This is a genomic window from Hymenobacter metallilatus (assembly GCF_003944705.1).
Classification (GTDB): domain Bacteria; phylum Bacteroidota; class Bacteroidia; order Cytophagales; family Hymenobacteraceae; genus Hymenobacter; species Hymenobacter metallilatus.
This window is the reverse complement of the sequence record NZ_RWIS01000002.1, coordinates 1-13,757: the sequence shown is the minus strand read 5'-3', so window position 1 is coordinate 13,757 and position 13,757 is coordinate 1. Positions and strand designations below refer to the sequence as shown.

The 13,757-nt window shown below is 60.4% G+C and carries 14 protein-coding genes; 10 read left to right on the top strand and 4 right to left on the bottom strand.

The genetic code is table 11. The annotated features are described in order from the left end of the window. Nucleotides 1-2: 2 nt before the first annotated feature. Both EI290_RS03420 and EI290_RS03415 read right to left on the bottom strand, forming a co-directional pair. Nucleotides 3-284 carry an acylphosphatase gene (locus EI290_RS03420; RefSeq protein WP_125426799.1) on the bottom strand — a complete coding sequence of 94 codons (282 nt, stop codon included), beginning with the start codon at nt 282-284 and terminating at the stop codon, nt 3-5. A gap of 13 nt (nt 285-297) precedes the next feature. Continuing rightward, the gene (locus EI290_RS03415; protein WP_125426797.1) at nt 298-1,122 is read right to left on the bottom strand and encodes a hypothetical protein; all 825 of its coding nucleotides are present in this window, start codon (nt 1,120-1,122) and stop codon (nt 298-300) included. 71 nt (nt 1,123-1,193) lie between these two features. Here EI290_RS03415 and nagA point away from each other — a divergent pair, with 71 nt between their 5' ends. The 3 genes from nagA to EI290_RS03400 all read left to right on the top strand — a co-directional run bounded on the left by nagA (nt 1,194) and on the right by EI290_RS03400 (nt 4,709). Then, nucleotides 1,194-2,312: an N-acetylglucosamine-6-phosphate deacetylase gene (gene nagA, locus EI290_RS03410; RefSeq protein WP_125426795.1), complete on the top strand. Its 1,119-nt coding sequence runs from the start codon at nt 1,194-1,196 to the stop codon at nt 2,310-2,312. Nucleotides 2,313-2,555: 243 nt separating this feature from the next. Continuing rightward, the gene (locus EI290_RS03405; RefSeq protein WP_125426793.1) at nt 2,556-4,265 is read left to right on the top strand and encodes a PAS domain-containing sensor histidine kinase; all 1,710 of its coding nucleotides are present in this window, start codon (nt 2,556-2,558) and stop codon (nt 4,263-4,265) included. A gap of 21 nt (nt 4,266-4,286) precedes the next feature. Then, on the top strand, nt 4,287-4,709 hold the full coding sequence (locus EI290_RS03400; protein ID WP_125426791.1) for a response regulator: 423 nt from the start codon (nt 4,287-4,289) through the stop codon (nt 4,707-4,709). A gap of 85 nt (nt 4,710-4,794) precedes the next feature. On the opposite strand, the gene EI290_RS03395 is transcribed toward EI290_RS03400, so the two are convergent. Further along, on the bottom strand, nt 4,795-5,622 hold the full coding sequence (locus EI290_RS03395) for a TrmH family RNA methyltransferase (protein ID WP_125426789.1): 828 nt from the start codon (nt 5,620-5,622) through the stop codon (nt 4,795-4,797). 152 nt (nt 5,623-5,774) lie between these two features. Between EI290_RS03395 and EI290_RS03390 the strand changes: the two genes are divergently transcribed. The 6 genes from EI290_RS03390 to EI290_RS03365 all read left to right on the top strand — a co-directional run bounded on the left by EI290_RS03390 (nt 5,775) and on the right by EI290_RS03365 (nt 11,621). Further along, nucleotides 5,775-7,259: a sensor histidine kinase gene (locus tag EI290_RS03390; RefSeq protein WP_125426787.1), complete on the top strand. Its 1,485-nt coding sequence runs from the start codon at nt 5,775-5,777 to the stop codon at nt 7,257-7,259. Between the two features lie 142 nt (nt 7,260-7,401). Further along, entirely contained in the window at nt 7,402-7,812 is a 411-nt protein-coding gene (locus EI290_RS03385; protein ID WP_125426785.1) for a response regulator, read from the top strand. Between the two features lie 682 nt (nt 7,813-8,494). Then, complete coding sequence (locus tag EI290_RS03380; protein WP_125426783.1) at nt 8,495-9,433, top strand: hypothetical protein; 939 nt, start codon at nt 8,495-8,497, stop codon at nt 9,431-9,433. 115 nt (nt 9,434-9,548) lie between these two features. Beyond that, nucleotides 9,549-10,265: an endonuclease III domain-containing protein gene (locus EI290_RS03375; protein ID WP_125426781.1), complete on the top strand. Its 717-nt coding sequence runs from the start codon at nt 9,549-9,551 to the stop codon at nt 10,263-10,265. 35 nt (nt 10,266-10,300) lie between these two features. Then, the gene (locus EI290_RS03370) at nt 10,301-10,501 is read left to right on the top strand and encodes a hypothetical protein (protein WP_125426779.1); all 201 of its coding nucleotides are present in this window, start codon (nt 10,301-10,303) and stop codon (nt 10,499-10,501) included. A 319-nt stretch (nt 10,502-10,820) separates the two neighbouring features. Beyond that, nucleotides 10,821-11,621: a ZIP family metal transporter gene (locus EI290_RS03365; RefSeq protein ID WP_125426777.1), complete on the top strand. Its 801-nt coding sequence runs from the start codon at nt 10,821-10,823 to the stop codon at nt 11,619-11,621. A gap of 308 nt (nt 11,622-11,929) precedes the next feature. Here EI290_RS03365 and EI290_RS03360 read toward each other — a convergent pair whose 3' ends face one another. After that, entirely contained in the window at nt 11,930-13,312 is a 1,383-nt protein-coding gene (locus EI290_RS03360; RefSeq protein ID WP_125426775.1) for an ammonium transporter, read from the bottom strand. 243 nt (nt 13,313-13,555) lie between these two features. Here EI290_RS03360 and EI290_RS23085 point away from each other — a divergent pair. Then, nucleotides 13,556-13,757, top strand: a 202-nt coding sequence (locus EI290_RS23085) for an IS1/IS1595 family N-terminal zinc-binding domain-containing protein (RefSeq protein ID WP_449404923.1), incomplete at its 3' end; no start/stop codon positions are given.

The window sequence follows — 13,757 nt, the reverse complement described above, 5'->3', positions numbered from 1 at the left end:
AGCTACCGTTCTATCTGAAACCCAGTGTACCCTTCCACTGGGCCGGGTACGGGTGTCACCCTGGTTACATTGGCGGCGGGCGGCCCTTGCTGGCACCACGCCTCCAGCCGATTCAACGCCTCGGCGGGGCCTTCGGCTTGGATGGTTACGGAGCCGTCGGGGTTATTGCGCACGGTGCCGGTGAGGCCCAGGCGGTGAGCCTGCTGCTGGGTACTTTGGCGGAAGAAAACGCCCTGTACGCGGCCATAAACGTGAATGGTGCGGTGTTCGGGAGTGGTAGTCATAGTGGTGGTAGTTTTAGGGCACGGGGCGCAGTTTCCACTGACCGGCTTCCTGCTCCCACCGCACAGATTGCGGCAATTGCGTGGGCGCTAGCCATACGCCGGGCAGCCGGAGGCGTTGCTGTTCGCCCGTGGTAAGGTTACGCTGGTCGAGCAGGAGCAGCGGCAGCCGTTTGCGGCGCGACTGATTTGCCGGCCGAAAATACGTGGCAGTGTCGCGCGAGAAGGCCCGGCCCACCCATTGCCCATCGGGCGAAACGGTATACCACGACCGGGACAGGCTATTTCTCCTGTCAGTTTCCGCCAGCGCGGGCAGCTGCACCACGTGGCGCTGATAGGTGCGCAGATCGAACAGCGTGCCCATGGAGTCGGTGGTAGCCAGGTAGAGGTACGTTGCCGGCTGAATAGGCCGCAGCTGATGCCGCCAGTTTTCATCAGAAACCGGACTGATGAAGTGGTACTCGGGGCCGGATGGGGGTACGCGCAACAGATAGGCCCCTGCCTGGTAGCCGCAGCGTACCGTTGCCAGCCAGCGGGGCTCGGCCCCGGGCAGCCGGCGGAGGCTCGTTAGGGTAGGGTGTTTCCCGGCTTGCGGGCAGGTGCCGGGCGCGGGCACCGGGCGTCGCTGGTAGGCCAACCGGATGGCCACAGTATCGTACGCTGGGAAAAAGAACAGCAACAGCCCTTTTCGCTTGATGGTGTAGCGAATAGCTATGGGAGCGGGCCGGAGGTCTGGCCGCGTGAACCTGACCGAGGCACAGGCTCCCAGCACCAGCCCCGCCACTAGCCCTGCCAGCAATAGGTGCGGCACCCAGGAGGCTTTCTGAGAAGGAAGCACCATTGCGCATTGTGGAGCTAACTAAGCATCAAGCTAGCGTAACTTCGGCACTTTCTTGCACTCCCCTGCCCTCCATGCGCTACCTGCTCCGCAACTGCCTCGTGTACACTGGCTCCACCCTGCTGCCGCACCACGCGCTGCTGGTGAAAGACGGGCTGATTGAGGCCGTGCTGCCCGAAGTAGCGGCTCCCGCCGATGTACCCACCGTGGATGCCCGGGGCCTGAGCGTAGCGCCCGGCCTGCTGGATTTGCAGGTGTACGGGGCTGAAGGGCAGCTTTTTTCCGTGACTCCTACTGCAGAAGCCCTGGCTTCTCTCACTCAGTTTGCTTTCCGGCACGGTACTACCGGGGTGCTGGCCACTATGCCCACCAACTCCTGGCCCATAACCCGCCAGGCGCTGGAAGTAGGTCGGGAGTTCTGCCAGCAGCAACCGGGCTTGCTGGGTATTCACTTGGAAGGCCCTTTCATCAACCCTACCAAGAAAGGCGCCCACCAGGCTGCGTACATCCGGGAAGCCACCGTAGCCGACGTTGACGAGCTCCTGCAGCTGGCTAATGGCACCCTAAAAATGATGACGCTAGCTCCGGAAATGGTGTCGGCGGCGGTGTTAGGGCGCCTGCGCAAAGCCGATGTAATACTATCGGCGGGGCACTCCAATGCCACATACCAGCAGGCGGCGGCCGGATTTCGGCAGGGTTTCTCGGCCGCCACGCACCTGTTTAATGCCATGTCGGCGCTACAGGGCCGGGAGCCGGGCCTGGTAGGAGCCGTGTACGATTCGGCTACGGCCTACGCCAGCATCATTGCTGATGGCGTGCATTGTGACTTTGCCTCCGTGCGCATCAGTCAGCAAATACTCCGGCAGCGGCTGTTTCTGATTACCGATGCCGTTACTAACAGTCAGCAGGGGGCCTACCAGTTTCGCTCCCAGGCCAACTACTACGTGGATGCGCAAGGCACACTGGCCGGGTCGGCCCTTACCCTGCCTCTGGCCATTCGCAACTGCGTGCAGCAGGTAGGCCTGCCCCTGGAAGAGGCATTGCGGATGGCTTCGCTTTATCCGGCCCAGCTGCTGGGCCTCGACCACGAGCTGGGCTACCTGGCTCCTGCCTACCGCGCCGACTTCTGGCTATTTGACCAGGAGCTGACGCCCCGGGCTACAGCCCGCGCCGGCGTGCTAACATGGTGGTAGCCGCCCCCGCGGGCAGATAGCCGGGGCCAGCTGCTTTTCTTCCACCGCCGCCGGAAATCCTGCCCGCAGTGGAGTGCAAGGGAACTGGGCCGCTTGACAAAGCCCGCAGGGAGGACTATTTTTGCTGACAGCCGGCCTCAATCGGCACCCTTTATTTTCCGGCTGCCGCTCCCTAGCTTCGTTGCCGCAGCTTCGCCTCCCGCTGCTTCCGCCAGGCGCACCACGGCCTTTCCGCTGATTGTTATGGATCTTCTTCCTCCTGCCCCGCAGGCCAGCGAGCCGACCGGCGACGAGCTGTTTTCTACCCTGTTTTCCATATCCGTTACCGGCGTGGTAGTGCTGCGGCCGGTGTACGCCCCCGATCAGCGTACCATCACCGACTTCGTATATGTCCGGCTGAATCCGGCCGCCCAGCAGCTACTGAGCCTACCCGAAGTACCTGCTACTATTACCCTACGCCTGCGCTACCCCCACCCCGATCCTACCGGCGTGTACCAGTTCTGCCACGATACGTTTGTATCCGGCCAGCCGGGCCACCGCGACGTGCACTATCAGCACAACGACCTGAATGCCTACCTCTGGGTAGCCGCCCAACGCAGTGGCCCTTATCTGCTGGTTAGCGTGGCCGACTCCGCCGATTTTAATGGTCTGGGCACTTCTACCCCCTTGCGCCGAACCCTGGCGCAGGAAATACAGCGCCTGTACGAAAGCAACGAACAGCCCCGCCAGAGTTACGAGGCATTTATGCAGCAACTAGCCGTTATCATCGTATTCAGCGGGCCCGACCACATTTGCCGCTTCGCCAACAACCAGTACACCACATTGGTGGGCCACCGGGTAATACTGGGGCATCCGGTGCGGGATGTGGCTCCTGCGGCGGTAGTGCAGCCCTTTTTGGCCTGGCTGAATACCGTGTATACCACCGGGCAACCCCTGATAGTACCGGAGGCCAGTGCCTGGCCCACGCCTTCATTGGGTGAGACGGTGGCCACGGCGTATTTTACACTGTCGTTCCAGCCCATCCGGAACCAGCAGGGCAAAGTAGAAGGCGTAACCGTGTTTGCCTACGACATTACCCAGCAGCGCAAGACCCGCCTTCACCTGCACAACCTCAATTCGGAGTTGGCGTCGCTGAATGTGGAACTGTCGGAAACGGGGCAACAGCTGGCAAACAGCCAGCGGGAAATGCATCAGCTCAGTCGCTCCTTCGATGAGTGGGTACAGCAACGTACGCAGGGGTTGGAAGCGCGCAACTCCCAGCTCACGCACATGAACCAGGAGCTGGATTCCTTTGTGTACTCCGCCTCCCACGATTTGCGGGCTCCTATTGCCAACCTGGAAGGACTGCTGAATGAGATGGAGCGCACCATTCCGGCCGACCACCCGCTGCGCGTTGAAATGCAGCCCTTGCTCCGGATGATGCACGGTTCGGTGCTCCGCTTTCAGCAAACCATCGGCCACCTGACGGAGCTTTCCCGGGTACCCCAGGAGGGCGAGGCCGCGGATGAGCCCCTTGATTTGGCGGCCGTAATTGCCGATGTACAGCTGGATCTGGCGGCACAGCTTGCTGAGGCCGACGCCCAAGTACTGGTGGAGGTGGAAAACTGCGGCCCCATTCTGCTCTCTCATAAACACCTGCGCAGCATTGTGTACAACCTGCTCAGTAACGCGCTCAAGTATCGCCACCCCAACCGTGTGCCCCAGATCCGGATTACGTGTGAGCAGCAGCCGGGCGCCATGGAGATTCAAGTGCAGGATAATGGACTGGGCCTCAGCCCGGAGCAGCAGCAACAGCTGTTTGGGCTGTTCCGTCGGCTCCATCATCACGTAGAGGGCTCCGGCGTAGGCCTGTTTCTGATCAAGCGCATGATAGAAAATGCCGGTGGTCAGCTCTCCGTTCGGAGCACGGCAGGTGTGGGCTCTACTTTCATCGTAAGGCTTCCCACTCCGTAATTTCTCTGCTACCTTTAGGCTATGGAAAAATTATCCTACGTCATTCTGGTCGACGACGACGACACCACCAATCACATCAATGAGTCGTTGATTCGCAGCCTGGGCATTACTGATTCCATCTTCACGGCCAACGACGGGGTAGAAGCCCTGGCCCTGCTGGAGCAACAAGTAGTAGCGCCTTCGGCTGCCCACCCGGCCCTGCTGCTGCTGGATATCACCATGCCCACCATGGATGGCATGGCGTTTCTGGAGGCGTATCAGCACCTGCCCGCCGCCTACCGCGAGGCCATCCGGATTGTAGTGCTTACCGTGAATATGACCTCTGCCAACCTGGCTCGGGTAGATGACTTGCCAGTGGCCGGCCTGGCCAGCAAGCCCCTTACGGCCGAAAAAATGGACACCATTCTCAAGCTCCATTTCCAGCGTAAGCTCTCCGATTCCTGATCAGCTGTTGCGCTGGCTACCTGCTTCTCAACACAACGCCCTGCCGTGCTTGCCACAGCAGGGCGTTGTGCTGAGAGGCAGGTAGCTAGCTGGCAGGCACCTGATTTTCGCGCTGCCGCACGGCCTCGAAGGTGAGAATGGCGGTGGCGGTGCTCACGTTCAGGGAGTCGATGGCCCCGCGCATGGGAATGATGATGGTATGGTCGCAGGCCTGCCTCAGCTCCGGGGTAAGGCCATCGGCTTCCGTGCCCATCACCAGGGCAGTAGGCCCCCGGAAGTTACAGGTAGTGTAAGCTACTGCCTGCTCGGTAAGGGCCGCCGCATACGTGCGAATACCGTGCTTGCGGCACCAGGCCAGCAACTCGGCGCGGGTGGTAGCAACGGTTGGTACCGTAAATGAGCACCCGATACTACTCCGGATGGCATTGGGGTTGAAGAGGTCGGTGCGGGGGTCACAGACTACCACGGCCGTAGCCTGGGCGGCATCGGCGGTGCGCAGGATAGCCCCCAGGTTGCCGGGTTTTTCTACCGCTTCCAGCACCAGCAGCAGCGGCGCGGCCGGTAGCGGCAGCTGCTCCAGGGTAAGCAGCGGAGGCTTCACCAGGGCCAGTACTCCATCGGAGCCCTCCCGGTAAGCCACTTTCTCAAATACCGCTTTTGATACCTCAAACCAATCGGTAACACTGTTTGCCACCAGCTCCCGCAGCTGCTGCTGCCGCCCGGCTCCGGCCAGCTCGGAACACACAAACAGGGCCGCCACCTCAATACCCGCGCCCCGGGCAATGGTTAGCTCGCGCAGGCCTTCAATGATAGTAAGGCCCTGCGCCCGGCGCTCCGAGGATTTCTGCTGTAGCTTAAGCAGGTTTTTGATGCGCGGGTTCTGGGGCGAGGTGATGGGGTCGAAGAGAGGCATAGCAGCGGCGGCCGGCCCACATCTACGGGCCAGCTTACGGGCAAAGATACGGAAGCCAACCTGCCGCCCCGGCTACCCGTTGTAGGCCCAACCAACCGGCTGCCCGTACCTTGCAGCCGGCTACTGCGCCTCCTCTTTCTGCGTTTCTGCCTATGGGCCTCAAGCTCAATACCAAAATTATTCTGGGTTTCGTAATTGCAGTAGGCGTTCTGCTGCTTACTTCGGCCGCATCCTGGTACAGCATTCAGCAGCTGGCCTACTACACCCGCCTGGTGGAGCACACCTACCAGGTGCTGGAAAATGCCTCCAGCCTGCGCAGCCACATGCGCGACGGGCAAAGTCAGGTACGCGGGTATCTGTTGCTGAACGACAGTACCTACCTGCCGGGCTTTTACGCCAGCATACCGGAGGCCCGCAAGGACCTGGAGGCTTTACAGCTGCTCACTACCGACAACCGCCAGCAGCAGCAGCGCCTTGATACCCTGCAACGAGATGTACAGCTAGAGTTTGCCTACCTGCGGCGCTGGACGCGGCTGACGCCCTCCACGGATGCGGTACGCCAGCTGGTGCGCCAGGACCGGGACCGGCAGTTGCGCCTGCGCCAGCTTATCGGGCGGGTACAGCGCGAGGAGAACCGGTTGCTGCAGGAACGGCGGCAGCAGCAGGATTTCTTTGAGAATACGACTCCGGTGGCCCTCCTGGTATCGGCTATTCTGGCTACGCTCATTGTATTCTGGCTGTTTACCAAAATTACCAAGGAGCTACGAGCTAACGAGGAGCTACAGGCTGAGCTGACCCGCACCAACGCCGATGTAGCCCGCCGCATCCAGCTGATTGAGAGCCTGGCGAACCGCGTAGTGCAGGGCGACTATTCAGTGAAGATTTCCGACCAGGAGCAGGACACTCTGGGCAACCTGGCTACCTCCCTCAACCACATGACCCAGACCCTGGACACCAGCTTCGCCGCGCTGGAAAACCGCAACCGGGAGCTGGATCAGTTTGCCTACGTAGCCTCCCACGACCTGAAAGCTCCGCTGCGTGGGGTGGTAACGGTAGTGAAATGGATTGAAGACGAGCTTCCGCACGAGCTCAGCCCCCAGATGCGCCAGTACCTGGATATGATGAAAGGCCGCCTGCACCGCCTGGAGGACCTCATTAACGGGTTGCTGGCTTATGCCCGCGCCGGTCGTACGGAGCGTAAGCTGGAGCCGGTGGCAGTGCAGCAGCTGGTTGCGGAGGTAACGGAGCTGGTGGTGCCGCCCACGTTTCGGGTGGAAACACCGGCCCCCTTACCCCTGCTCACCACCGACCGGCTGAGCCTGCAGCAGGTATTCACCAACCTTATTGGCAACGCAGCCAAGTACCATAACCGCCCCGACGGCGTAATTACCGTAACGGCCCGCGACCTGGGGGAATGCTACGAGTTTCGGGTGCAGGATGATGGGCCCGGCATTGCTCCGCAGTTTCACCAGAAAGTGTTCCTGATGTTTCAGACTTTGCGCGACCGGAACACCGCCGAAAGCACCGGCATTGGACTCAGCATTGTAAAACGAATTGTAGAAGAACAAAAAGGCACCATTCACATCGAGTCCGAAGAGGGCCAGGGCGCCGCCTTTGTTTTTACCTGGCCCAAGTAGATAACCTAGGCTGTGAGGGTGCTCCCCGCGGTTTAATCAGCTGATTAGGTCGGCACTCGACTCAGCCAACCCACAAGGACTATGTACGAGGTGCCGTCAGAACGGCAAACTCACTAGTTTACCATCTCATCATTTCACCGCCATGCGCTCCGTACTGCTAGTTGAAGACGATTTTTTTGATACCATGACGGCGCAGAAGGCCTTCGAGAAATTTAGCGTGCCCCACAAGCTGTACACTGCTTTCAACGGGCTGGAGGCGCTGGACCTGCTGTTGGGCACCAATGGAGTGGAGCCCATCCGGCCGCTGCCGGAAATTATTCTGCTGGATTTGAATATGCCCAAAATGAACGGGCACGAGTTTCTGGCTGAAATCCGCGCCAACCCCGAACTGGCCCGGATACCGGTGTTCATCACCACTACTTCCGGCATGGATGTGGATCGGCTGAATGCGCAGAACCTTGGGGTAGCCGGCTACATTCTGAAGCCCCTGGATTTCGAGTCCAGCACCGATATGGTAGACAGCATGAGCCTGCTGGAGAAGCTGCTGCGCTAGGTGGTACTCCTGCTCAACTCCCTGGGCCGCCCCTACCCTGGCATTTCGTAAAAACCAGCTCTGCACAATTCTCTCCGATGGCCACATTCCGGCGCTCCGCCAGCAATGCCAGGAGCTGGTGCCGGGTGCCTGCTCAAAATGCCTTATGCCGCTGTTGCGGTCCTACAGGCACCGCTTGGTATCAGCTAACACCCGGCTTATGCGCCTCACTTCAAAGGCGAACCAGCAGTTAGGTACGGGGCGTTTTTTGCAGGGCAATACCGGCCGGCTACCCGCGGGTTACTATTTCGTAGTCGGAAGATGCAGTCAACCTTACACCAAGTCGGCACAGTGTAGCCGGCATCAGCCGCAATACGCTGGAACAAGTAACCCGTTTTCAGGAGGCTAATGACAGCGCGGAGCTGGTTGCGGACAGATAAAAAACGGGGCTTTCTGCAACGGGCGGCAGCGCCAGGTACTCTTCTGCAAACAAGGGCCCGGCGCGGGCGTCTACCAGCTAATTCTGCCGGATGGAGCGCGCATGCTTTTTGCTGGTAGCCGGGGCAGCCGTTCCCTGGGCATTCTGCCAGTGGCCGGGCACCTTTGCCCCAGCCTGGCTGTTGATGCGGCAGCCGGGACGCCGCACACGGCTTGCTCGCAGGCCAGACCCGTTATTTCGTTCTTTCTGCCTTTATTTATCCCTATGTTGCTCCGCTCTCTCCCTGTTCTGGCTCTGTTTGCGCTGGCGGCTCCGGCCCTTGCCCAGCAAACACCCCGCGAGCTGAATACGCTGCCCGGTTCGCCGGCTCCGGCCCCTGCTACTCCAGCCGCTCCCGTAACCACTGCCCCCGCCGATACTGCCCGCCGGGCTCCGGCCCCCCGCGTCCTGGCCTCGCCTCCGGTCGTGCCCGACTCGGCCCGGGCTCAGCGGGCGGCCCCGCTTCCTCCCGCCAATACTACCCGCTACGCCGTGGGCCTGAAATCGGGACAGGTGTTACGGGGGTACGATGTGGAAGTGAAGCAGCCTGTATTTGGGCGCACGTTTCTGCTGGTAGATGGGCAGCAGCGCCTCGACCTGAACGATGTGCGCTACTACGAAGATGAAACCGGCTTTTACGTGCGCACTACCTTGCCGGGCCGTTCCAAGCGCGAAACCACTTTGCGCCGCGACCGGGTGGGCCGCATCAGCCTGTACTCCATCACCAGCCAGCAGTACGTTAGCAACCCCGGTGGTTTTGGCCCTTATGGATACGGACGTTATGGGGGCTTTGGCTACCCCTACGGCGGCTACGGCGGCTTTGGAGGCTACCGCACGGTACGCACCGAGTATTTCAGCAAGGATAATGGCCCGATTGAGGATTTGAGCGTGCGCAACCTGCAGCTGGCCACCGTCGATAACCCCGGTTCGCAGAAGTTGCTGGCCGACGCCCGCCGCTACCAGCGCATTACTACCCTAAGCTATATCGGGGCTGGGGGCCTGCTGCTGGCCGGAACGCTCTCCAGCTTCGGCAGCAGCAACGGTTTTTCGGTGTCGCCCCTAATGTACGCGGCTATTCCACTGGCCATTGTGCCCCTGGTAATCGGCGGCAAGTCGCAGAACAGCGTGAAACAGGCCATATTACTGTATAACCGCGGACAGTAGCCGGCCCATTGAACCAGCAGGTTTTTACCAAACAAAAAGCCTCCGCCCTACCCGGCGGAGGCTTTTTGTTACCGGAAAGTCAGCCCCGCGCCCGGTACTTCGCGTAGGCAGCAGGGTGACGACGTCTGTACTTTCCTCGACTGTAGCTGAGCGCCAGGAGCTGGCCTTGTGGGTACATAGCCGGCTCTGCGCCGAGTATGGAGCCCCGTTTGCCTTTTTCAGCACCAAGGACCCGCTCAGTGAGCTCATCAGCTCCCTGCTCTCCCACCGCACCCGCAACCAGGATTCGCACCGGGCCTACCAGGAGCTGCGGGCCCGCTTCCCCACCTGGGATGCCGTGCGCGACGCCCCCACGGCCGAGGTGGAGGAGGCCATCGGGGCTTGCACCTGGCCCGAGCAAAAGGCTCCGCGCCTGCAACAGGTATTGCGGGAGGTGAGCCAGCGCTGCAACGGGCCCTGTCATCTGGAGTTTCTGGCCGAGCTACCTATTCCGGAGGCCCGCGCCTGGCTGGAGCAACTGCCCGGCGTGGGCCCCAAAACCAGCGCGGCGGTGCTGCTGTTCAGTACCCTGCGCCGGCCGGCCATGCCCGTGGACAGCCACCACCACCGGGTAGCGCAGCGCCTGGGGCTGATTGGCCCCAAAGTAGGCGAAGCGGCTGCCCACGCCCAGCTGGCGGCCCTGCTCCCACCCGACTGGGATGCCCAGCAGGTGTACGACCACCACGAGGCCCTGATGTTTCATGGGCAGAAATGCTGCTACTTTCACACGCCGGCCTGTGGGCGGTGCGTGGTGCTGGCCCGCTGCCCGTTTGGCCAGGCCCGGGTTCAGTAACTTCCCGCAATTTTCGTTTTCAGTCCTTCTTCGCTATGAAACCAACCTACGGCCTGCCGGCTCTGCTGTCCATCTTTGTGCCGGGCCTCGGCCAGCTTATCAAAGGGCACATTCTGAAGGCGTTCCTGATTTGGGCCCTGGGCGGCCTGATTGGCTTTTTGCTAGCCTGGACTATTGTGGTACCCTTCGTTATCTGGGCCTGGAACGTGTACGACGCCTATAACTCGCCGGCCTGATTTGGGCCAGTACCAACGGGGAAGCCCGGCCCCAACGCCCGGCACACCCCGTTGGCCCTCGTTCCCGTCGGCAGCGTAGCGGTCCGCCCGCATAGGCCACCGCAGCAGGGCAAGACCAACGAATATCCGGGGGTTACTTGGCCGAAGTAGGTGGTGTGAGCAACGCCAGCGTACCACCCCCGAGTGGTTACGCCGCACGCTATAAGGAGGTAGTTTCGGGCCGGGTAGCATCCTTTGTGTGGCAACCGGCGTTGAACGGTCCACTCGCTCCGCTCATGCAGCGGCCTGGCGGGCATTCCCACATTCTCCTTCTCCTCTCATGCATTCTGTTCCTACCTGGGCTGTGGCTGGCTTCTGGGGCCTGGTTTCGGGCTCAGCCCTGCTGTTGGGCGCGGCCATTGGCTACTTTCTGCGGGTTCCCCAGCGGCTGATTGCGGCTGTTATGGCCTTCGGCAGTGGCGTTCTTATTGCTACCCTCTCCCTGGAGCTGATGGAGGAAGCCTATCAAAAAGGCGGCTTCGACTCGACGGGGCTGGGGTTTGTGGGCGGCGCGGCGGCGTACACGGCCGCCAACTGGCTGCTGGCCCGCTACGGTGCCAAACACCGCAAACGTTCCGGGGAGCACCAAAACCAGGAGCGGGATGCTGTGCAGCGGGGCAAAACCGAAGGCAACGAAGCCGGCGACGACAACAGCATGGCCCTGGCCGTGGGGGCACTGCTGGATGGCATTCCGGAAAGCATTGTGATTGGCCTGAGTATGCTGGCCGGGGGCAGCGTGAGTTTGGTGGCCGTGGTAGCCATCTTTCTGAGCAACTTACCGGAAGGCCTTAGTAGTGCCGCCGGTATGCGCAAAGCCGGCCGACGGCCGGCCTACGTGCTGGGTTTGTGGGCCGGCATTGCGGTTATTTCGGGCATTTCATCCCTGGTGGGCTATTCGGTGTTCAGCGGTTTCTCGCCGGAGGTAGTAGCGGCCACCACGGCCATATCGGCGGGGGCAGTACTGGCCATGATTGCCGATACCATGATTCCGGAAGCTTTTGCCGTGGCCCACAACTTTACGGGCCTTATCACGGTGCTGGGCTTCCTGGTATCGTTTATCCTCAGTAAGATGGGGAGCTGATTGCTGGCTGTTTATTGGTGAGAGTTGATGGGGAGCTGTTTCGTCATCCTGAGCAGCGCGAAGGACCTTATCACGCCAGAATGAGTTGTTAAGAAGTAGTTCAGCGCCACAATGCTCTTCGCGCTGCTTAGGACGGCGGACCAACCAACACCTGACAATCAGCACGCAAAAAAGAAGGCCACCGGATTCCCCGCCGGTGGCCTTCTACTTAAAATAATGTACCCCTCATTCCTTCTCTAACCCACCTGCTACCAGAGGGGTACCCCAACTTTTCCGGAGGTTGGGGCGAGGAGTAGCAGGTGTTGTCGTTACGCATTTTCCGTAGCTAACTCGCGGCGGTACGTGCGCTCAAATTCTTCGTCGATATGGTAGGTAGATTCCTCGTGCTGGCTCAGGTCGAGGCCCAGCTCTTCTTCCTGCAGCTTTACGCGCAATCCAAAGATACGATCAGTTATTTTCAATAATACCCAGGCCCCGACGAATGAGTAGGTTATGACGATGAGCAGCCCCAGCAGGTGGTAACCGAAGGTGGTAAAGGAGCCGTGAATCAGGCCCACCTTATCAGCAAATACTCCGGTCAGCAACATTCCTACAATGCCGCCTAGGCCGTGACAGGGAAATACATCCAGGGTATCGTCGATGGTAGTGCGCGAGTTTTGCCAGTGCACGGCCGCGTGGCTGATCATGGCGGACAGGACGCCAAACAGAATGCTTTGTCCGTAGTCGACGTAGCCGGCGGCCGGTGTAATAGCCACCAGCCCTACTACTGCGCCCGTGCAGGCCCCAACGGCCGTGGGCTTACCACCCCGCGCCACTTCAATAAGTACCCAGGCAATAAGCGCCGCCGCCGAGGCCAGGTTGGTGTTCACAAATGATAAGGCGGCCAACTCGTTGGCGCCCAGGGCCGAGCCGGCGTTGAACCCAAACCAGCCAAACCACAGCAAACCGGTTCCCAGCAGCACATACGGCACATTGGGAGTGGAGAAAGATGAGGGCCGCAGATTGGCCGAGCGGCGCCCCAGCACCATTGCCCCGGCCAGCGCCGCTACCCCAGCCGAAATGTGCACCACCGTACCGCCCGCAAAATCGAGGACGCCCCACTTGCGCAGAAAGCCCTCGGGGTGCCAGGTCCAGTGGGCCAGCGGACAGTAGATGAACAGGCTGAACAGCACCATAAAAGCCAGGTAGCCCTTAAAGCGGACCCGCTCGGCGAAAGAGCCGGTAATAAGAGCCGGCGTGATGATGGCAAACTTCAGCTGAAACGCAAAGTAGAGAATGAAGGGAATGGTAGCAGCAAATGCCGGGTTGGGCGCGGTACCCACATTGCGCAGCAGCGCAAATGTGAGCGGGTTGCCAATCAGGCCGTGCCAGGAGTCGCCGTAGCAGAGGGAGAAACCCACAAAGTAAAACAGCACCGAAATAACCCCTAGCGCGACAAAGCTCTGTAGCATGGTGCTGATAACGTTTTTTGGCCGCACCATACCCCCGTAGAAAAACGACAAGCCCGGCGTCATAATCAGTACGAAGGCCGTGGCGGTCAGCATCCAGGCCACATCGGCGCCGTTAAGTGCGCCCGGCGCCGCCGCCGGGTGCGGGACCTGCACCAGCGCCGCCAACAGGGCCAGCAGCAATAGAGTACCCAGCGTAAACAAGCTAAAACCGGGTCGAACGGCTGAACTTTTCGGAGTCATATTGATTATTTTTGAAAAGTCGTCTCTTTTTTAAGGTCAATATAGCCAAAACAGTTATAAATTTTACGCTACCCCTTATTATTTAACACCCACTTCATCAATATAGCACGTTAATTCATCAATACACACCTAAGTTTCATACCCCTCACCATAGCAGGTGTCTGAGTTAATGATGGCCTTAGCGTATGTTGGGAAGTAGAGTTTTTGGCGGTGGTCTAAAGCGTGGTTTTGCTATCTTGTGAGATGCTACACACGCCCCTCACCTGCGCTAAATGCGGAAGCACGGCCTTGCGCAAAAATGGTCATAGCCACGGTCAGGCGAAGTACCTGTGCACGAGCTGCCGCCACCAGGCGGTATTCCAGCCAGCGGCCCCGCGCAAAGCGGCACAGTATGCGCAGGTAGAAAAGCTGCTCCTGGAGCGGGTCTTGCAGCGGGCCATCGTGC